Origin of the sequence: Budvicia aquatica DSM 5075 = ATCC 35567, assembly GCF_000427805.1 — a bacterium.
Classification (GTDB): domain Bacteria; phylum Pseudomonadota; class Gammaproteobacteria; order Enterobacterales; family Enterobacteriaceae; genus Budvicia; species Budvicia aquatica.
Genome location: NZ_KE386592.1, coordinates 1 through 18,749 on the forward strand (window position 1 = coordinate 1; position 18,749 = coordinate 18,749).

General features: G+C 45.7%; 18 protein-coding genes and 1 riboswitch. Of the genes, 9 read left to right on the forward strand and 9 right to left on the reverse strand.

Annotated elements, in window-relative coordinates:
- Positions 1-85 precede the first annotated feature (85 nt).
- Complete coding sequence (locus YWE_RS0125420) at positions 86-1,402, forward strand: IS4 family transposase (protein WP_029095916.1); 1,317 nt, start codon at positions 86-88, stop codon at positions 1,400-1,402.
- A gap of 74 nt (positions 1,403-1,476) precedes the next feature.
- Here YWE_RS0125420 and panS read toward each other — a convergent pair whose 3' ends face one another.
- From panS to YWE_RS0125440, 4 genes are all read right to left on the reverse strand, one after another.
- Positions 1,477-2,406 (reverse strand): ketopantoate/pantoate/pantothenate transporter PanS, encoded by a 930-nt coding sequence (panS, locus tag YWE_RS0125425; RefSeq protein ID WP_029096953.1) that lies wholly within the window; start codon positions 2,404-2,406, stop codon positions 1,477-1,479.
- A gap of 189 nt (positions 2,407-2,595) precedes the next feature.
- The gene (gene lysC, locus YWE_RS0125430) at positions 2,596-3,945 is read right to left on the reverse strand and encodes a lysine-sensitive aspartokinase 3 (protein ID WP_029096954.1); all 1,350 of its coding nucleotides are present in this window, start codon (positions 3,943-3,945) and stop codon (positions 2,596-2,598) included.
- 214 nt (positions 3,946-4,159) lie between these two features.
- Positions 4,160-4,351: riboswitch (Lysine riboswitch) on the reverse strand.
- Between the two features lie 335 nt (positions 4,352-4,686).
- The gene (locus YWE_RS0125435) at positions 4,687-5,322 is read right to left on the reverse strand and encodes an NAD(P)-dependent oxidoreductase (RefSeq protein WP_029096955.1); all 636 of its coding nucleotides are present in this window, start codon (positions 5,320-5,322) and stop codon (positions 4,687-4,689) included.
- A gap of 46 nt (positions 5,323-5,368) precedes the next feature.
- Positions 5,369-5,815, reverse strand: coding sequence for a nuclear transport factor 2 family protein (locus tag YWE_RS0125440; protein WP_051323594.1), 447 nt, complete (start codon positions 5,813-5,815; stop codon positions 5,369-5,371).
- 111 nt (positions 5,816-5,926) lie between these two features.
- On the opposite strand from YWE_RS0125440, the gene YWE_RS0125445 reads away from it, so the two are divergent.
- The 5 genes from YWE_RS0125445 (at position 5,927) to ubiA (ending at position 10,766) form a co-directional block, all read left to right on the forward strand.
- A complete protein-coding gene (locus YWE_RS0125445) occupies positions 5,927-6,835 on the forward strand; it encodes a LysR family transcriptional regulator (protein WP_029096957.1) in 909 nt (302 codons plus the stop codon).
- A gap of 177 nt (positions 6,836-7,012) precedes the next feature.
- Positions 7,013-8,656: a glucose-6-phosphate isomerase gene (gene pgi, locus YWE_RS0125450; protein ID WP_029096958.1), complete on the forward strand. Its 1,644-nt coding sequence runs from the start codon at positions 7,013-7,015 to the stop codon at positions 8,654-8,656.
- Between the two features lie 173 nt (positions 8,657-8,829).
- Entirely contained in the window at positions 8,830-9,237 is a 408-nt protein-coding gene (gene psiE, locus YWE_RS0125455) for a phosphate-starvation-inducible protein PsiE (RefSeq protein ID WP_029096959.1), read from the forward strand.
- Positions 9,238-9,386: 149 nt separating this feature from the next.
- A complete protein-coding gene (gene ubiC, locus YWE_RS0125460) occupies positions 9,387-9,893 on the forward strand; it encodes a chorismate lyase (protein WP_036017158.1) in 507 nt (168 codons plus the stop codon).
- A 12-nt stretch (positions 9,894-9,905) separates the two neighbouring features.
- Entirely contained in the window at positions 9,906-10,766 is an 861-nt protein-coding gene (gene ubiA, locus YWE_RS0125465) for a 4-hydroxybenzoate octaprenyltransferase (protein WP_029096961.1), read from the forward strand.
- A gap of 115 nt (positions 10,767-10,881) precedes the next feature.
- Here ubiA and plsB read toward each other — a convergent pair whose 3' ends face one another.
- The gene (plsB, locus tag YWE_RS0125470) at positions 10,882-13,332 is read right to left on the reverse strand and encodes a glycerol-3-phosphate 1-O-acyltransferase PlsB (protein ID WP_029096962.1); all 2,451 of its coding nucleotides are present in this window, start codon (positions 13,330-13,332) and stop codon (positions 10,882-10,884) included.
- A 125-nt stretch (positions 13,333-13,457) separates the two neighbouring features.
- Here plsB and YWE_RS0125475 point away from each other — a divergent pair, with 125 nt between their 5' ends.
- Complete coding sequence (locus tag YWE_RS0125475; RefSeq protein WP_029096963.1) at positions 13,458-13,823, forward strand: diacylglycerol kinase; 366 nt, start codon at positions 13,458-13,460, stop codon at positions 13,821-13,823.
- A 99-nt stretch (positions 13,824-13,922) separates the two neighbouring features.
- The gene (lexA, locus tag YWE_RS0125480) at positions 13,923-14,534 is read left to right on the forward strand and encodes a transcriptional repressor LexA (protein ID WP_029096964.1); all 612 of its coding nucleotides are present in this window, start codon (positions 13,923-13,925) and stop codon (positions 14,532-14,534) included.
- A gap of 86 nt (positions 14,535-14,620) precedes the next feature.
- On the opposite strand, the gene YWE_RS0125485 is transcribed toward lexA, so the two are convergent.
- Together YWE_RS0125485 and zur are read right to left on the reverse strand one after the other, a co-directional pair.
- Positions 14,621-15,163: a hypothetical protein gene (locus tag YWE_RS0125485; RefSeq protein ID WP_029096965.1), complete on the reverse strand. Its 543-nt coding sequence runs from the start codon at positions 15,161-15,163 to the stop codon at positions 14,621-14,623.
- Between the two features lie 401 nt (positions 15,164-15,564).
- Complete coding sequence (gene zur / locus YWE_RS0125490) at positions 15,565-16,011, reverse strand: zinc uptake transcriptional repressor Zur (protein WP_029096966.1); 447 nt, start codon at positions 16,009-16,011, stop codon at positions 15,565-15,567.
- A gap of 231 nt (positions 16,012-16,242) precedes the next feature.
- Between zur and dusA the strand changes: the two genes are divergently transcribed.
- On the forward strand, positions 16,243-17,241 hold the full coding sequence (dusA, locus tag YWE_RS0125495) for a tRNA dihydrouridine(20/20a) synthase DusA (RefSeq protein ID WP_029096967.1): 999 nt from the start codon (positions 16,243-16,245) through the stop codon (positions 17,239-17,241).
- A gap of 68 nt (positions 17,242-17,309) precedes the next feature.
- Here the strand turns inward: dusA and YWE_RS0125500 are convergent, their stop codons facing one another.
- Both YWE_RS0125500 and YWE_RS28780 read right to left on the reverse strand, forming a co-directional pair.
- On the reverse strand, positions 17,310-18,281 hold the full coding sequence (locus YWE_RS0125500) for an aldo/keto reductase (protein WP_029096968.1): 972 nt from the start codon (positions 18,279-18,281) through the stop codon (positions 17,310-17,312).
- Positions 18,281-18,655: a MerR family transcriptional regulator gene (locus YWE_RS28780; protein WP_036017161.1), complete on the reverse strand. Its 375-nt coding sequence runs from the start codon at positions 18,653-18,655 to the stop codon at positions 18,281-18,283. The genes YWE_RS0125500 and YWE_RS28780 overlap by 1 nt, the downstream gene beginning before the upstream one ends.
- Between the last annotated feature and the right edge of the window lie 94 nt (positions 18,656-18,749).

Below are 18,749 nucleotides of genomic sequence, written 5' to 3' on the forward strand. Positions count from 1 at the left end.
CGTAATGCCGATCAGTTAAGGATCGGTTGACCGATCCAGTGGATGTGTAAGAATCCGGAAATGCTCATCGTTTCCGGATTTTTTTATGCTTCTCAGTCAGGCTCTTGATATCGTCCATAAATTTACTCCGCAGGAGTTCTCTGCGCTTTCTGAACTGCTTTCACCTGAACTTATTGATGAATGCCTTGCTGATACTGGCGTCGTCACCCTACGCAAACGTCGTCTCTCTATGGAAATGATGGTCTGGGCTGTGACCGGTATGGCGCTGTTTCGTTCCCACTCGATGACTCAGCTCGTCTCACATTTAGATATTCTTCTGCCGGGGAAAAGGCCTTTTGTCGCCCCCAGCGCTGTCGTTCAGGCTCGCCAACGACTCGGAGAAGATGCGATGCGCCTGATGTTCGAAAAAACACAGCAGTTATGGTTCGAAAAAACACCCCTGTCACACTGGAATGGACTGACATTAATGGCCGTGGACGGCACGATATGGCGAACGCCAGATACCCCCGAAAATGACGCTGCTTTCGGACGTACAGCTAATGTGACTCAATGTTCCGAGTGGCCGCAGGTGCGTATGGTCTGCCAGATGGAAGTGACCAGCCATTTGCTATCAGCCGTTGCCTTTACCAGTGTATCTGAAAGCGGTGAAGCTGACCTTGCGGCACAGCTTGTAGAAAAAACTCCCGACCATTCACTGACCTTTTTTGATAAAGGCTTTTATGCTTTGGGCCTGCTGCACTACTGGCAGTCGACAGGAACCGAAAGACACTGGATGCTCCCGTTGCGTAAAGGTGCGCAATATCAGGTTGTTCGAAAAATAGGGAGCGGACAGGCTCTGGTAGAGCTACGGCTGTCCCCCCAATCGAAAAAGAAATGGTCAGGTGCACCGGATACGTTAACGGCAAGGCTAATCAGTAAGGAAGTCAAAGGTAAAACAGTGCAAATACTGACGTCAATGTGCGACCCGCTCAGATACCCGAAAGCGGATATCGTGGAGTTGTACAGTCATCGCTGGGAAATAGAACATGGGTTCAGGGAGATGAAGCAGCATCTGTTGAACAATGAACTGACGCTGAGGAGTAAAAAACCGGCACTGATACGTCAAGAGCTGTGGGGAGTGGTACTGGCCTACAATCTATTGCGGTTCATGATGGCGCAGATGGCGTACAGTCTGAAAGGTATCGAACCGTATCAGATGAGTTTTAAGCAATCCGCGCTGTATCTGAGAAGTCAGTTGAGCCTATTACCCGGAGTAGCACCGGGGAAATTACCCCGAATAATGGAAGAGATACTGGATATGGCCTCCAGCTTCGTGCTGCCGGACAGACGAGAGAGACACTATCCGAGAGCGGTAAAAAAGAGGCCGCAACGCTATCCGTTACGGCCACATTCAAAATCTTAACTGACAAGCATTACGTCCGAAGACGTGGTTTTTTTATATCTATCAATGTTCAGCTATTCACAAATATAAGCTTTCTATTTACCACTCTCGGCGCTCTTAGCCGGTTTTCCTTGCCAGTAACCGGCAAGTAGTGAACCAGATAAATTATGCCACACCGAGAACAGCGCTCCCGGCAGAGCGGCCATTGCACCAAAGTATTGAGCGCCCAAGGTGGCGGCTAAGCCGGAGTTTTGCATGCCCACTTCAATTGCCAGCGTCCGGCAGGTTGACTCATCAAAGCCACATAACCGTCCACCCCAATACCCGCCAAGCAGACCAATGCCGTTATGTAAAATAACGGCAATAGCAACCATAAAGCCCACGGAGGCAATATGACTTTGGCTATTGGCTACCACAGCGCTAATAATCGCGAGTATGCAGATCATTGAAAGCGCAGGAAGGATAGGTTCAATACGCTTTACAGCGTTGGTAAACAGATGATGAACAACTAAGCCTGCACCGATAGGAATAATCACTATCTGCAAAATTGAACGTAGCATACCTAAGACATCAACGGTAATTGACGCATCAACATACAACAAGGTTAAAAGTGGAGTAGCGAAAACGCCAACCAGCGTTGAGACTGATGAAATAGTCACTGAAAGAGCGACGTCGCCGCCAGCCAGATAGATCATTACGTTTGAGGCAGTTCCGCTCGCTACGCTACCAACTAATATCATGCCTACGGCAAGGTCGGCAGGCATATCAAATGACTTAGCCAGCGCCCATGCGGCCAGAGGCATTACTAAATAATGAATCAGAGTACAAGCAATAACCGGAGCCGGACGTGTGGCAATTCGTTTAAAATCGCTGACTCTCAGTGTCACACCCATGGTAAACATAATCAGCATTAGCAGGTAGCTAATATAGGGAGCAATACCGGTAAATGTGGTTGGTGTGTAATAGGCCGTTATGGATAGTAGCAATGCCCATAATGGAAATAACCGAGTGATTTTGGCTAGCATGTCGTGTTGTGTCCTTTTATATATCTATTCGTCCTGAACGACCAAACGGAATTAGATATTTTTATTTGTCATATTGTTATGGGTGAAACTGAATAATTGGCAACGCATAATAGAGTGATGGTAAAAATAAAAAACTGGCGGACAACGAAAATATTGCCCACCAGCATTAATAAAACGGACTAAATTATCTTATTCAAATAAATTGTGATGCAAGGTTTTAACGACGTGTTCCGCATCATCTCCCGGGACTAGCAGGCAAAGGTTATGACTGCTGGCTCCGTACGAAATCATTCGAATATTGAATGGTTCCAGTACGCCGAAAACCTCTTTACCAACGCCGCGTGCCTGCGCCAGCTGATTACCAATCAGGGCAACCAGTGCCAGATTTTCTTCAACTTCAACTCGGCAAAGTGCAGAGAGTTCAGTCAGTAACGAGGTGGTTAACAAACTGGCACCACAGGTTGATGAGCCTGCGGTATCCAGCGTTAAAGCAATACTGACCTCAGACGTAGTAATCAAGTCTACAGAGATATTGTGGTTAGCCAGGATATTAAAAATCTCTGCCAGAAAACCACGTGCATGAAGCATATTCAAGCTGTGCAAGGTAAGTAAGGTTTGCTTACGGCGTAAAGCCAGTGCGCGAAACAGCGGCGGCTGGCTGGTTTTATTACAGACTAATGTGCCACCGGCGGCTACATCCTTACTCGAACCGACAAATACCGGAATATCACTGCGTACAGCCGGTAACAGGGTTGCCGGGTGCAAAATTTTTGCCCCAAAGGTTGCCATTTCAGCAGCTTCTTCAAAACCAATCTCATCAATGCGTTTAGCGGCAGGTACGACGCGCGGATCGGTGGTGTAAATGCCGGGCACATCCGTCCAGATATCAACGCGTTTTGCCCCTAATGCTTCGGCAAGCAAGGCAGCCGTGTAGTCACTACCACCCCGACCTAAGGTGGTTGTCCGGCCTTTTTCTTCGCTGCCGATAAAGCCCTGAGTAATGATTAATGTCTTTTCCAAACGTGGTTTAAGGTGCTGATTGCAGAGGTCTGACAGTGCCTGAACATTAGGTTCGGCTTTGCCAAAACGATCGTTGGTAATCATGACCTTACGAACGTCGAACCATTCTGCATTTACATTTCTGCTTCTGAGTAATTCAACAAACAGCAGGGTTGACATTAATTCGCCGTGGCTGACCAGTTCATCAGTCAGTGCCGCTGATGTGGCTAAACTGGCCGCTTCAGAAAGGGTCGTGATGTTCTCCAGAATACGGTCGATCTCTTCATGCACGACCTGAGAACCGGGGATCTTATCCAGAATTTTGTACTGAATATTGCGAATTTGCTCGATCTTATCGGTGCGATCGGCCGGGCTACACCCTTCGGCTAAAGCGACTAATAGGTTAGTCACACCGGCAGACGCGGAGAGAACTACCACTTTAACATCAGGATTGGAGAGAACAACATCAGCAGAGCTATTCATGGCGACGCTGTCAGCAACGCTGGTTCCGCCAAACTTTGCGATAACTGTTTGAGACATAATAAAATAATTCCTCGTGTCAGGGGGGCTAAGTATTGCCCTTAAAATTAATCAGCCTTGGCACAAAGGAAGCGCGGTAAACAGGGAGCAGGCGTAGGTGAGACACACTACGATACACCCAGAAGCGCCCCACCTTGCTTATACCCATATGGAAATTTATTGGGTATAGAGTCTATCTATGTGTGCTAGGCGAGGTAAACCGCGCTGATAACGCCACTTGATAAACTCTGATTCTCACAATATGTCTGTGAGTCACATTGGTGACAACCCAAGGGATTCAGCCCTTGTGGTCGACAATATCCTTATCCGGACAGAATATTGCCTCGGCGTCGCATCCCCTTAAATGACTTCTTAGGATCCCGGTTCCTCAGACATTCTACCTGAGCGACGCGCCTCTTCTGGCTTATGTACAAGATACATAAGTAGGCTTTTAGAAATAGCGGGTTATCGACTGACTGTCAATCAGGTTTATCCGTTTGTTTTTTATTTCTTTAACCGGCAATCGGTGGTTTGCATGGTTCTTCCTCGAATGGGAAGGGAAAAGATTTATTGCCATCATATTTTTCGATATTAGACGCTGAGTTTAGGGCGCTTTCTATTATAAATATTTTTTAAGTTTTCAAATGCCAGAGATAGATAAATAGAATAAAGGCCAACATAAACCGCTTTGATAATACTAAGCGATATCAGTCAGCCTTTAAGCTCAACGCTTAAAATCGATAGTCTGATCTAAATATTGGATTAACGCGCAACGGCGGTAAAACGTTGACGAATATGTTGACCCTGTTCGATTTCATCCACCATCGCAGTGGCGTAATCGGCATAGCCGATGGTACTTTCGCCTGCTGAATTGATCAGCAAGCGGTCTTTGCCCAGCGTGTAGCTGCCGGTGCGTGGTGCATCGGGAATAAACATGGCTGACGGGCTGAAATAGGTCCAGTTAACATCATTACGTGTTTTTAGCGCTAAATATGCATCACGCATATTGGATGCGGTCGGTTTATAAGCATCCGGGAAGTCAGGTGTATCAATAACCTGTAGGGTAAGTTGTTCATCGACATACAGGCTACCTGCGCCACCAACCACCAGTAATCTGGTTTGTTGATTACCTGAGAGAATATCTGCCAGATGGGCCAATGACGTTTGGTGGTCCTTTTCATGGCCGGGTGATGCACTAAAAGCATCCACTACGGCATCAAAAGGGGCTAAATCTGCCGCGGTTAAATCGAACAGATCCTTTTCCAGCACGCTGACAGACTTATCGGTAATTTTACCGGCCGTTCTGACAATGGCGGTAACGGTATGGCCACGCTGAAGGGCTTCCGCCATAATTTTCTGACCGGATTTACCACTGGCTCCAATAATTGCAATATTCATTCTAGTCTCTCCTGATTCATTTAATTTTTGAAATTGGCTAACTGTTTCAGAACATACCGTTATGGTTGGCAGACTGCTGTGGGATTGATTGAATCACATCCCAATGTTCTACAATTTTTCCATCTTCAAGTTTGAAAATATCAATCACAGCCTGACCACTATCACCGGGAAGTAAGGTACTCTTTACGTGCAGAATGACGTAGTCACCGTCGGTAAATACCTGCTTAATCTCGCTGTGTGATTGGGGTTGGTTAGTCTTCAAGTAGTTAACATAGTTCTTAAATCCGTCAACGCCGTCTTGGGCATTTGGATTATGCTGAACATAGTTTTTACCCAAATATTTAGCTGCGGACTCACCGTCTTTTTGGTTAATACCGGTCTGGTAAAAATCAATCACAGTTTGCTTATTTATCTGTTGTTGGCTTTGAGTCTCGGCGTGAGCTGCAACGGAAAAGATTAATAACAGCCCACTAAACAATAGGTTAAATTTCATGTTAATCCCCAATCGGTAATGTGTATCTATGGGGCTACTGTAATCACTTTCTATTGTTTTAAATATAGGGTATTTAATAACAAACTGTTGCAGAAAATGAGCGAATAATAAATGGACAAGCTAAGTGCCATGCAGGTGTTTGTGGAAACGGTAGAGCGGGGTAGCTTAACTGCGGCGGCAGATCGTTTAGGGCTGTCCAGAGCAAAAGCATCACGCCACTTAGCCGAATTAGAACGGTGGCTGGGAACCCGATTATTGCATCGTTCTACCCGCAGCTTGAGTTTGACTTCTGCGGGTGAATTAGCGTTAGTCGATTGTCGGCAAATGCTTCAGGTTCAGGAAAAGATGCTGGCAACTAAGCATGAGAACGCTTCCGAGCCCAAAGGGGCTTTACGGATTACCTGTAGCCAAGCGTTTAGCCAAGCCTACTTAGCGAATGTGATCGCTGAGTATGCATTGCGTTATCCACTGGTGAGCATTGATGTGCAATTGCTTGAACGGCACGTCAATCTGGTAGATGAGCGTATTGATTTGGCTATTCGAATTACCAACACGCTTGAACCAGGTATCATTGCCCGCCCTTTAGCGAGGTGCCCGTCGTTAGTTTGCGCATCGCCTCATTATCTAAACCTTCATGGGCGGCCGCAGACGCCAGAAGAACTGACCTCTCATTCTTGCCTGACTCACGCTAAGTTTGGTACTCATTCATGGGTGTTTAACTATCTCAACGATAGCCAAAAAGAAATTCGTATTCCGATAAAATCCCGTATCTGTGCCAATGAAGCGATGGTACTAAAGCAGGCGGCACTTGCCGGTGTCGGTATTACCGTTCTACCGGTTTATTTTGCTAAAACTGAGATTGCAGAAGGCAAACTGGAAGCGATTTTGACTGATTATACGCTTGAGGAGATGTCTATTTATGCCATTTACACTTCGCGTAACCATATGTCAGCAGCGTTGCGTGCCTTATTAGATTATTTAGATAGTCGTTTTAAAACCGATGAATTTTGGAAACTATAGCCTGAATCTAAGTTAAATCATGCTGAGTATTCCATACTGAGAGCATGGTAATTAAATATTAGATGACCGCGTGTGATATCAAGAGATGGAAAGCTGAATAAAAGTGATCTCAATCACATGTGAACAGGATACAATCGATTTATCTTCTGTTTTTATTTCATGTATAAGGGCCCCATGATGAAAAATATCAATCCCACTACCACGGTTGCCTGGCAAGCACTGGAAAATCATTTTGACGAGATGAAAGCGGTCACTATGCGTGATTTATTTGCTCAAGACAGTGAGCGTTTTAACCGCTTCTCGGCAACCTTTGACGATAAAATGCTGGTGGATTTTTCGAAGAACCGCATTACGGATAAAACCTTAACGTTATTACGCGATTTAGCCAAAGAGACTGATTTATCCGGCGCGATCAAATCGATGTTCAGCGGTGAGAAAATCAACCGCACCGAAGATCGTTCCGTGTTACACGTTGCATTACGCAATCGTTCCAGCACGCCGATTATGGTCGATGGTAAAGACGTCATGCCGGAAGTGAATGCGGTATTAGCAAAAATGAAGTCGTTCTGCCATCGAATTATTAGCGGTGAATGGAAAGGATTTACCGGTAAAGCGATTACCGATGTGGTTAATATCGGAATTGGTGGTTCAGACCTTGGTCCTTATATGGTGACAGAGGCGCTGCGTCCTTATAAAAATCATTTGAATATGCACTTTGTTTCTAACGTTGATGCCACTCATATCGCTGAAACCTTGAAAACGCTGAATCCTGAAACGACGCTGTTTCTGATTGCATCTAAAACATTCACGACTCAAGAAACCATGACCAACGCTCATACTGCACGCGACTGGTTCTTGAGCGCCGGCAAAGATCGGGACGTGGCCAAGCATTTTGCTGCTCTATCGACTAACGCGACCGCCGTAGGTGAGTTTGGCATTGATACGGCCAATATGTTTGAATTCTGGGACTGGGTTGGCGGGCGCTATTCTTTGTGGTCAGCTATTGGGCTGTCGATTGCTCTATCTGTCGGATTTGATAATTTCGAGATGCTGCTGAGCGGCGCTCATGCAATGGATCGTCACTTCGCAGATACCCCGCTTGAGAATAATTTACCGGTGACGCTGGCTCTGATTGGCCTTTGGTATAACAATTTCTTTGGTGCAGAAACTGAAGCAATTCTGCCTTATGATCAGTATATGCATCGTTTTGCGGCCTATTTCCAACAGGGAAATATGGAGTCTAATGGTAAATATGTCGATCGCGATGGTAATAAGGTCAGTTATCAAACCGGCCCGATTATTTGGGGGGAGCCTGGTACTAACGGCCAGCATGCGTTCTACCAACTGATCCATCAGGGAACCAAGATGATTCCATGTGACTTTATTGCTCCCGCATTAAGTCACAATCCGTTAAGCGATCACCATGCTAAGTTACTGTCTAACTTCTTTGCTCAGACTGAGGCTTTAGCCTTTGGTAAGAGCGCTGAAGAGGTTGAGGCTGAGTTTGTTAAAGCAGGACAAAAAGCACAGGACGTTGCCCATATTGTGCCTTTCAAAGTGTTTGAGGGTAACCGCCCGACTAACTCTATCCTACTGCGAGAAATTACCCCGTATAGCTTGGGTATGCTGATTGCTCTGTATGAACATAAGATCTTCACTCAGGGTGCGATTATGAATATCTTTAGCTTTGACCAATGGGGCGTAGAGCTTGGCAAGCAACTGGCCAATCGTATTTTACCTGAGCTTAAAGATAATCAACCGGTCTCAAGCCATGATGTTTCTACCAATGGCTTGATTAACGCCTTTAAACAATGGCGATAAACCCATTATCTTCCAAGTTGTAGATAGGTTGTCTGCCCCAGTTACTTAGGTCGCTGGGGGATTGGTGTCTTTGCAGCCTTTCTGCAGCTTGAACTATTTTGAGTATAATCGTTTGATACCAGTATTGTGGGGGATCTTCCTCACATTGCTGGCAATGTAATATGAGAGTAATTATGCAGAATTTACAGCGTTCAACGATGGTAGCCCGTATTTTGCAAACCATTCTGAACTTCGGATTGCTTTTACTGGCAGTGATTCTGATTGTCTTCTTAGGAAAAGAGACCTATGCATTAATACAGGTTTTGTTTATCAATACGGAACAATCTTCAACCTATCTGTTGATCGAAGGTATTGTTATTTACTTCCTGTACTTTGAGTTTATTGCTCTTATTATTAAGTACTTTCAGTCAGGTTACCATTTCCCGTTACGCTACTTTATCTATATCGGCATCACGGCAATCATCCGTTTAATTATTGTCGACCATAAAGATCCGATGGATACGCTGGTCTATTCCGGTGCGATATTAATTTTGGTTGTTGCTCTTTATCTGGCAAATACCGACCGGCTTAAGCGGGAGTAGTTAGCTTCTGCCATTTTATTGATGCTTTGTTATAAAATAGTTCCCGGATTGAAACCTTCGGTGTCGGTTAGGTCGTATTTTACGGTACAATGGCCGCCGGTTTTATCACAGTGACTTACGACCAATGTTGATTATATTAGGGTGTGACTATGGGGAATAAGACTCTCCCTATACCAAACTGGCAGGGTAGAGATTGGTTTTACCCGCAGGATTATCCTTTGAGCAAAACAGTTGGAGAATGGTTGCTGGAAGAAGATTCAATGACCAGCCGGTGTGAACGCTACTGCCATGAAGTGACGGTACAGCCTCAGTTTGAGGGTTATATTTCGGCCGAAAGTTTGAGTAGAGAATCGTCTGAGTTACCCACAGACCGGCGTTACTGGATTCGTGAAATTCTACTGTTTGGTGATAACATTCCTTGGCTGTGGGCCCGCACTGTGGTGCCTGAGCAAACCTTATCCGGACCAGAATTGAACCTGATGACTTTAGGTACCACGCCCCTCGGGCGTTACTTATTTAATCAGGCTGAACTTGAGAGAGATTATATTCAGGTCTCTTCACTTGATGGCTTATGGGGCAGAAGATCCCGCCTGCGATTATCAGGCAAGCCATTATTGCTAACGGAAATTTTTTTACCGTCGGCACCGTTGTATTAACTGGGGGAAAATGTGACTCAAAGCAAATGGCTGGCTTACTGCCGTTTGATGCGTATAAATAAGCCTATCGGGGCCTTATTGCTGCTTTGGCCTACATATTGGGCTTTGTGGCTGGCAGGTCATAAAACGCCAGATCTGTATATTCTGGCTATTTTTACCATTGGCGTTTTTCTTATGCGCGCAGCAGGTTGCGTGATTAATGATTTTGCTGACCGCCATTTTGACGGCCACGTTGAGCGTACCCGCGGCCGACCGATGCCAAGCGGAGCCGTCACTGAAAAAGAGAGTAAGGTTCTATTTTTAGCGCTGGTTACCATCTCTTTTTTATTAGTTCTGACCTTGAATCCACTGACCATCGCCCTCTCTTTTGCTGCGGTAATCTTGGCGTGGATGTATCCGTTTATGAAACGCTTTACCCACCTTCCTCAGGTTATTTTAGGAATGGCGTTTGGTTGGTCAATCCCGATGGCCTACGCCGCGGTGGGCAACTCGTTGCCGATAAGCTGTTGGTTATTATTGCTGGCTAATATTTGCTGGACGTTGGTGTACGATACTCAATATGCGATGGTTGATCGTAATGACGATCTCAAGATTGGTATTAAATCAACGGCGATTCTGTTTGGCCGTTTTGATAAGTTGATTATTGGTTTATTCCAACTAGCAACGGTTTTATTGCTCTGTCTTATCGGGTATTTAAATCAGTTGGGCGGCGCTTTTTACTGGTCGTTACTATTGGTAGGCGCACTGTTTGTTTATCAGCAGCAATTGATTGCTAACCGTGAGCGGGATAAATGTTTCCAGGCATTTATGAATAATAACTATGTCGGCCTGGTGATATTTCTAGGATTGCTGATGTCGCTGGTGTTGGAATAACGCCAGCAGATTGTAGTATTTGTAAGAGATAAAAGAAAAAGCCTGAGATTGAAGTGACCCCATAAAGTTGGACACTTGAGATTTCAGGCTTTTTTGTAACGTCAATAACGGCTATCTATTCTGCTGCTGCAGCCGTGACATTCAGCTCACTGACGCTCTCAATCGTCAGTTTCACTTCCGGTGTCATTAGCTTGGTCAGCATGTCATACATTGCCTGAATGTTTTCAGGTACAGCATCACCGACGTCGTTAATATAACCGGCGCTGCGTAATGTTGCGACCAGCGTTGAGAATACGGCTTTATCAAAGAACTCCGGGGCATTAATGCCGTGCAGAACAGACAGACGCTGTGCCAGCAGGCGACTCTCTTTTTCCAGCATACCGCGGTTAATACTAGGATTAGTCCGTAGCAGAGAAAGCGTAATGGTATAGCGCTGAAGAGTTTCTCTGACGCCGGCAGCCAGTAGCTGGAGGGTACGAATGCGCGGTGGATTGAGCACTAATAATCCATTTTCTTGGATCCGGATTAGCTGCTGGCGCTCCAGTTCTTGGGTCAGCGTTTCCAATACCTGTGGTAATTCATCATCGGTGTAGTGCATAAACAGCTCTTCACGCAGCAACGGATAGATCAATGCAACCTGATCTATCACTTTCTGACGTGAAATGCCGTCATGGTGCATCACAATGCTGGCGATTAACGATGGCAGCACCAACATATGGTGAATGTTGTTGCGGTAGTAAGTCATCAGTACGGCTTGTTCACGCGGCAATATGATAATTTCACCTGCGTTATCTTTTTCGACTTCAAACTTACTCATTTTCAGCGCATGTTCCAGCATCTCTTCCGGCGTATCGGTCGGCGCGGTAGCGTCCTGAGCGTAAGGTACGTTCTGCAATAGCTGCTGATAGCAGTCAAGTTGCTCAAGTAATTGCTCGCGGGTTAAGGCGCGCTGGCGAGATGCCAACAGCGCGGTGCAACAGAGGTTCATTGCATTGGCTGCCGCCGCTTTATTGATGTTAATCATCAACTTATTGGCAATTTGATTTACCGTTGGCGTTAACCAGCTTGGCCGCGGTGTTTCAATCGGATCAATATAATCCCGCCAGTTAGGGACATTTTGGTTCAGGTGGGTCATTAACGGAATCGGCTCACCGAAGTTCACATAGCCCATACCCAGATTACGTAGCCTGCGCATGGTTCTTACCACCTGCCACAGGTTCTCTTTTTCTTTGGTTGCCCCGCGCAATTCATTGGCATAAGTACCCACTTCCATTACGTGCTCGTAGCCGATATATACCGGAACGATGGTAATAGGGCGGTTGCCGCCGCGTAACATCGCCTGAATGGTCATGGCTAAGGTTCCGGTTTTCGGTTCGAGTAATCTACCGGTACGAGAACGTCCGCCTTCGACAAAATATTCAACCGAATAGCCGCGGCTGAATAATTCACCCAGATACTCACGGAATACGGTGGAGTAGAGTTTATTACCTTTAAAGGTACGGCGGATAAAGAATGCGCCTAACCGACGGAAAATAGGGCCGGCAGGCCAGAAGTTCAGATTGATTCCCGCGGCAATGTGCGGGGGTACCAGGCCCTGATGATAGAGCACATAGGAAAGTAACATGTAGTCCATATGGCTACGGTGGCATGGAACATAAACGATGCCATGACCATCTTGCGCCAGTTGACGTACGCGTTCTGCGTTATGAACTCTGATACCCTGATAGAGACGGTTCCAAGTCCAGCTCAGTACGCGATCGGTAACCCGAAGCGTTTCGTAGGTAAAGTTAGCCGCAATCTCTTCCATTATATCGACCGCATTTTGCTGGGCTTTAGTAATGGAAATTTTCTTGGATGTGGCTTCTTCTTCAACGGCTTTTTCAATGGCCTTTGAGGTTAATAATTTATTGAACAGATCCTGGCGAACCGGCAGTTTGGGACCGGTGGCTGCCAGTCGCTGTCTGGCGAAGTGCATTCTTGCAACGCGGGCCAGCTTCTGAGCAATGGTTTTATCCGTACCGTGTTCATCTGCCATATAGCGCAGTGATACAGTTTGGGAGAACCGAACAAAACTATCTCGGCCCAGCCACAACACCACAAAGAATTTTTGTATGCCGTTGAACAAACGCAGCTTAGCCGGTTCGTGGCTTTCATGGCCTTCGCGACCCGGTGAGCGCCCGAACATCACCGATACCGGCACCATTTGAATATCTAACGTTGGGTGACTGCGGTGCAGGTCCAGATATTCATGGAAAAGTTTGACCGACTCTTCTTTCGGAGCGTAATAGCTGAACACCCGTGGCCCGTCATGGATAAACACATAGCGAGGGAGAAGTTGTCCGTCCATTTCAAATGAATCTAAAGGATCGGGTAATTCTTGAGCTAAACACTGCCCGCGCAGGGTCAGCAAGTCCGCTTTCGAGTTGTACGGCAGTACATATAGTATGGGGCGAGTGGGATCTAATCCTAACTCTGCAATGGGATCAGAAGGAATACACTTGCTGCGAACCAGCATCTTTATTGGTATATTCAATAACTTATAGTAAAGTTTTCGCCAACCAGACATATAAATCGCCAAGCCTCTTATAGATAATGAAAGGCAAGAATACCAGAACTCGCGCGAATCTGTGATGATGTGATGTCTGATAATTGCTAAAATTAAACAGAATTTTTTTAAAGGACCTCCTTTTAATGAATAAAGCGACCGGATTTACCCGCATTATTAACGCGACAGGCTATTCCTGGAAGGGGATTAAGGCCGCATGGAAGAACGAAGCTGCCTTTAGGCAAGAAAGCATATTGCTTATTGTCGCCATTATTTTAGCGATATGGCTTGATGTCAGCCCGGTAGAGCGGATTTTACTAATCGGTTCAGTGGCGCTGATTCCTATCTTTGAAATAATTAACAGTGCTATTGAAGCGGTTGTTGACCGCATTGGCCCGGAACATCATGAATTATCCGGTCGTGCTAAAGACATGGGATCTTCAGCAGTATTGATGACCATTATTTTGGCGCTGTTTGTTTGGGTAACCATTATTTTTAGCCATTTATTCTGATGCAGCTCATAAAGCTGAGTTTTTAGGTTTTCATCTGCCACATACCTGTATATACTCACAGGATAACTGTATAAAAAAACAGGGTGAGGGATTGTAAACATGAAAGCATTAACCGCCAGGCAGCAACAAATTTATGACCTGATTCGCGATCACATTGCCCAGTCGGGTATGCCTCCGACCCGAGCAGAGATTGCTCAAACGTTAGGGTTTCGTTCACCGAATGCCGCTGAAGAACACTTAAAGGCACTGGCTCGTAAAGGTGTTATTGAGATTGTGACCGGTGCATCCCGAGGCATCCGTTTGCTGATGGAGACCGAAAATGAAGGTCTCCCTCTTATTGGCCGCGTTGCTGCCGGTGAGCCGCTATTAGCGCAAGAGCATATTGAAAGCCACTATCAGGTAGATCCCGCTTTATTTAAACCTCATGCCGACTTTTTGCTGCGGGTTAGTGGCATGTCGATGAAAGATATTGGCATTATGGATGGCGACTTGCTTGCCGTACATAAAACGCAGGACGTGCGTAACGGTCAGGTTGTTGTCGCCCGTATTGAAGACGAAGTGACGGTTAAACGGCTAAAGAAACAGGGTAATGTTGTTCACCTGTTGCCTGAGAATGAAGAATTCTCTCCGATTGTCGTCGATTTACGTGAGCAGAGTCTGACTATTGAAGGTTTGGCGGTTGGCGTGATCCGTAACGGAAACTGGATGTAATTACTCAGTTTTTCAAGCTCTGCTTATCTATGTAAAAAGCGCCTTAGAGGCGTTTTTTACATTTCAGAGGATATTTACTCGATTGGCTATTTTTGAGCTAAAAAGACGCTATTCATCAGTTGGTTTTTATACTTTTCTAATTTTGTAATGTCAGAATTACTGGTCAAGAGAACCATATAAACTTTATTTTCATAGCGGGTAAAAACAAATATCCCGGCTACGTCTTCGTTCCCTTCTGATGTACTTAGCTCAATCTCTTCTGTGATGACCGAACCGTATTTTCCTGAAGTACGGTTTATTTTTGCTGACTGAGTTTTAAAACTGTCGGCCATTTGATCAACTTCATCTTTTAGCTGGGTGTCATCTTCCATTAATTGGGCTGAAATTCGACCCTGTAAATTTGGGTCATCCTGATGTTTCAATAGCCAAATAGCTGATAGCTCAGTTTCAATCAGTTCCCAGCGATCGGGTAAGCTGCCGGGAAGACCGGTAATTTCGGTCCAGCCGCTGGCTGAAATATGTTGATTATTACCGTTATCAGGGCTTATCGGTATGTCGGTTGCGGCTCGGGCACTAAAACTTGAGAACGCTCCAGCTAATGCAACCATAGCCCACATCAACTGCTTCATTGGTGATTTCCTTGAGTAAATCAGTCAAAGCGATTTATCAAAATTAGATAAAAACGATAGGGTATTACTTAGTTATGTAAGACGAATATATACCTAATTTAGCACCAGAACAAAAAGAAAGACATGGCATTAGAGCGATAACATTATATAAATGAATATGTTGGTTTTATATATTGCGTTATCGAACCTATATCGTTTTTTATCTGTTTAACTAACCGTTTTAGCCGATAATAGTATTAGGACGCGAGGAGGAGGGTTAAGTCATATGGCTTCACATCTATTAGCCAGGTATTAATACAGTGGCTGAATTACTGTATTTAAATAATATCATGTGGTTAAGCTGGCCATAATGGCCAATTCATTGAAGCTAATATAATAGCCCTATATTTAAGATGGAACCTCTATTTAGTACAGTTGCTGCAGGTACCATGGGTTTCCAACACGCTGTGTTGAATAACAAACCCAGTTTTAAATGCCAATGCTTTTAATAGCTGGTCGATACCATCCGCATGATGTTCAGTAACCTGCCCGCAGCTATCGCAAATAAACAAGGCTGAGGTATGCAGAGGTTCTCCTACGTGATGGCAAACCACATAGCTATTGGTTGATTCAATTTTATGGATAAAACCCTGTTCCATTAAAAAATCGAGGGCACGGTAAACCGTCGGCGGCTTGGCTTGAGGTTCTGAGACACGCAGTAAATCCAGCAGATCGTAAGCGCTAATGGCATTCTTTTGCTCAGCCATTAAACGTAACACCTGCTGACGCTGAGGCGTTAAACGCACTGCCCGCTGCTCACACATTTTTTGCGCTTTAACTAAGATTGACTCTACACTGGCTGATTTCATTTTTTATCACTTTTTATTCTCAATGTTGCGCCAGATTCTATCATGATTAGGCAATAACACCGATAGTCCCCGAACTTATATCGGCTACCTCGGCGGCTGGTTGATTGTTGATGTTATTTCCCTGCCCGAGATAAATAGTTTTTCTATGGTAGAATAACCACCATTATTTTCACTGTGCTGGCTTTGCTATGCACTGATGCCCTGAATTGAATGATTGCCCGCGAACCCTTTATGACTTCTGATAAAACCACTAATTACCCGATGCAGCGCTTCTCCGTTGCGCCGATGCTCGACTGGACCGATCGTCATTGTCGTTACTTTCACCGTTTATTAAGCGGTCAAACTCTGCTGTATACCGAAATGATTACCACCGGGGCTATTCTGTTCGGCAAAGGAAATTATCTGGCCTACAGTCAGCAAGAGCAGCCGGTGGCGTTGCAACTGGGCGGCAGCGATCCGCAGGCGCTGGCTGAGTGTGCTAAGCGTGCTGAAGAGCTTGGCTACAATGAAGTTAATCTTAATGCCGGTTGTCCGTCAGATCGCGTTCAGAATGGCCGCTTTGGTGCTTGTCTGATGGCCGAGCCTGAATTAGTGGCGGACTGCATTAAGGCGATGAAGAGTGCGGTATCTATTCCTGTCACGGTGAAAACTCGTATCGGCATTGATGATTCTGATAGCTATGAGTTTCTGCAACGTTTTATCCAAATTGTCTCGGAGCAAGGCGGCTGCGATAATTTTACCCTGCATGCCCGTAAAGCGTGGCTATCCGGGTTAAGCCCGAAAGAGAATCGGGAGATCCCGCCGTTAGATTATCCTCGGGTGTATCAGGTGAAACAGGATTTCCCTCACCTGACCGTATCCATTAACGGCGGTATTAAGACGCTGGATGAAGCGAAAGCGCATTTGATGCATGTGGATGGGGTGATGATGGGGCGTGAAGCTTACCAAAATCCCGGCATTTTGGCTGAAGTTGACCGCGAACTGTTTGGTACCCGAACCGATGCACCTGATGTCGTCAGCGTGATTGAAGCAATGTACCCCTATATTGAGCACGAACTGTCTCAGGGTACCTACCTCGGACACATTACTCGTCATATGCTCGGTATTTTCCAAGGCATACCCGGAGCCCGTCAGTTCCGCCGTCATTTGAGTGAGAATGCCCATAAAGCCGGCGCTGACGTAGAAGTGCTCAGGCAGGCGCTCACTTTTGTCACGGGTAAGAATTCTTAGGTTTTAATTTAGCGAGATTTCCATTCAGAACAGCCACCTGAGCAGGTGGCTGTGTGTTTTACAGTCGCTTATTGATGGCCTGCCAGCTCTCTTGGATAATAGGGAGCCTGCAAGATACCCACTTCTTCTTCTGATAACCTCAGCGAAAGTGCGGCAACGGCATCATCTAAATGATGTGTTTTAGATGCCCCAACGATTGGCGACGTTATTCCTTCTCTGCTACATACCCAAGCCAGTGCCACATGAGCCGGAGGAATTCCGCGTGCTGAAGCGACCTGTTCAACGGCCGCAACAATGGCATCTTCCTGAGCCTGATGGTTATACCAACTGTGTGCCGGAGTATCGGTAGTTGCCCGAATGGTTTGATTTTTTCTTGAACCGGTCAGAACGCCTCTGGCCAACGGCGACCAAGGCGTAACGGCTATTCCCATTTCACGACATAGCGGCAGCATTTCACGCTCTTCTTCACGATAAATCAGATTGTAGTGATTTTGCATTGAGACAAACTTGGTTAATCCTAGCTGCTCTTGCAAACCCAGCATGCGCATAAATTGCCATGAATGCATCGATGATGCACCGATATAGCGGGCTTTACCTGAACGGACGACGGTATCTAAGGCTTCGATAGTCTCTTCAATCGGTGTTTCAGGATCGAACCGGTGAATGATATACAGGTCGAGATAGTCTGTTCCTAAGCGTTTAAGCGAGCCATCAATACTTTTTAGAATGTGTTTGCGGGACAGGCCTCTGTCATTCGGGTTACTGCTCATAGGATTAAAAACCTTACTGGCAATAACGACGTCGTCGCGTGGTACCATACTCAACAACGTTTTACCCAGAACTTCTTCACTTGCTCCCAGCGAATACATATCGGCGGTATCAAAGAAGTTAATTCCAAGATCGAGAGCCTTTTTGATAAAGGGTCTGGTCGCGTTTTCATCTAAAACCCATTCTCTCCATTCAGGGCTTCCATATGTCATGCAACCCAGACAAATCGGAGATACTTTCATACCGGTGGAACCAAAGCGTACATACTCCATTAGGATTCTCCTGTTTTATCAAATATCTGATGGTTGATATAGCCATCAATTTTCTTATCCAGCACTAACAGGCAGTGGTTTAATTCAGCCACATGGCGGCGGACTTTCTCTCGATGTTCGATCAGTATGGCTCGACGTTGTTGTACTGTTTCCGGACCTGATGTCACCAGTTCAACATAGTTCAGTATTTCACTGAGCGGCATTCCGGTGGTTTTTAATTTACCAAGAAATTCCAACCGGCTGAGAGCCGATTCATCATAATCACGTTGTCCTGAGGTATCACGAAATACCGGCGGAATTAATCCTATGCGTTCGTAATAGCGTAAGGTATGAACGCTGAGACCTGTCCGTTTTGCCAGTGCGCTAATCTTCATAAACAGCCTTTTTGCGGTAAGAGTCATTACCTTAAATGTTTGAGTGCACTCTAAGTCAAGGGGAAAATGATCAAGGTGATTCGCTAAAGGAGAT

Excerpts from the sequence above, each read along its gene's own strand:
- YWE_RS0125445 (WP_029096957.1), top strand. The coding sequence starts at position 5,927 with ATGGACAAGCTAAGTGCCATGCAGGTGTTTGTGGAAACGGTAGAGCGG.
- lysC (WP_029096954.1), bottom strand. The coding sequence starts at position 3,945 with ATGTCTCAAACAGTTATCGCAAAGTTTGGCGGAACCAGCGTTGCTGAC.
- plsB (WP_029096962.1), bottom strand. The coding sequence starts at position 13,332 with ATGTCTGGTTGGCGAAAACTTTACTATAAGTTATTGAATATACCAATA.
- lexA (WP_029096964.1), top strand. The coding sequence starts at position 13,923 with ATGAAAGCATTAACCGCCAGGCAGCAACAAATTTATGACCTGATTCGC.
- pgi (WP_029096958.1), top strand. The coding sequence starts at position 7,013 with ATGAAAAATATCAATCCCACTACCACGGTTGCCTGGCAAGCACTGGAA.
- dusA (WP_029096967.1), top strand. The coding sequence starts at position 16,243 with ATGACTTCTGATAAAACCACTAATTACCCGATGCAGCGCTTCTCCGTT.
- YWE_RS0125435 (WP_029096955.1), bottom strand. The coding sequence starts at position 5,322 with ATGAATATTGCAATTATTGGAGCCAGTGGTAAATCCGGTCAGAAAATT.
- YWE_RS0125420 (WP_029095916.1), top strand. The coding sequence starts at position 86 with ATGCTTCTCAGTCAGGCTCTTGATATCGTCCATAAATTTACTCCGCAG.
- YWE_RS28780 (WP_036017161.1), bottom strand. The coding sequence starts at position 18,655 with ATGAAGATTAGCGCACTGGCAAAACGGACAGGTCTCAGCGTTCATACC.
- YWE_RS0125485 (WP_029096965.1), bottom strand. The coding sequence starts at position 15,163 with ATGAAGCAGTTGATGTGGGCTATGGTTGCATTAGCTGGAGCGTTCTCA.
- YWE_RS0125440 (WP_051323594.1), bottom strand. The coding sequence starts at position 5,815 with ATGAAATTTAACCTATTGTTTAGTGGGCTGTTATTAATCTTTTCCGTT.
- YWE_RS0125475 (WP_029096963.1), top strand. The coding sequence starts at position 13,458 with ATGAATAAAGCGACCGGATTTACCCGCATTATTAACGCGACAGGCTAT.
- ubiC (WP_036017158.1), top strand. The coding sequence starts at position 9,387 with ATGGGGAATAAGACTCTCCCTATACCAAACTGGCAGGGTAGAGATTGG.
- zur (WP_029096966.1), bottom strand. The coding sequence starts at position 16,011 with ATGAAATCAGCCAGTGTAGAGTCAATCTTAGTTAAAGCGCAAAAAATG.
- psiE (WP_029096959.1), top strand. The coding sequence starts at position 8,830 with ATGCAGAATTTACAGCGTTCAACGATGGTAGCCCGTATTTTGCAAACC.
- panS (WP_029096953.1), bottom strand. The coding sequence starts at position 2,406 with ATGCTAGCCAAAATCACTCGGTTATTTCCATTATGGGCATTGCTACTA.
- YWE_RS0125500 (WP_029096968.1), bottom strand. The coding sequence starts at position 18,281 with ATGGAGTATGTACGCTTTGGTTCCACCGGTATGAAAGTATCTCCGATT.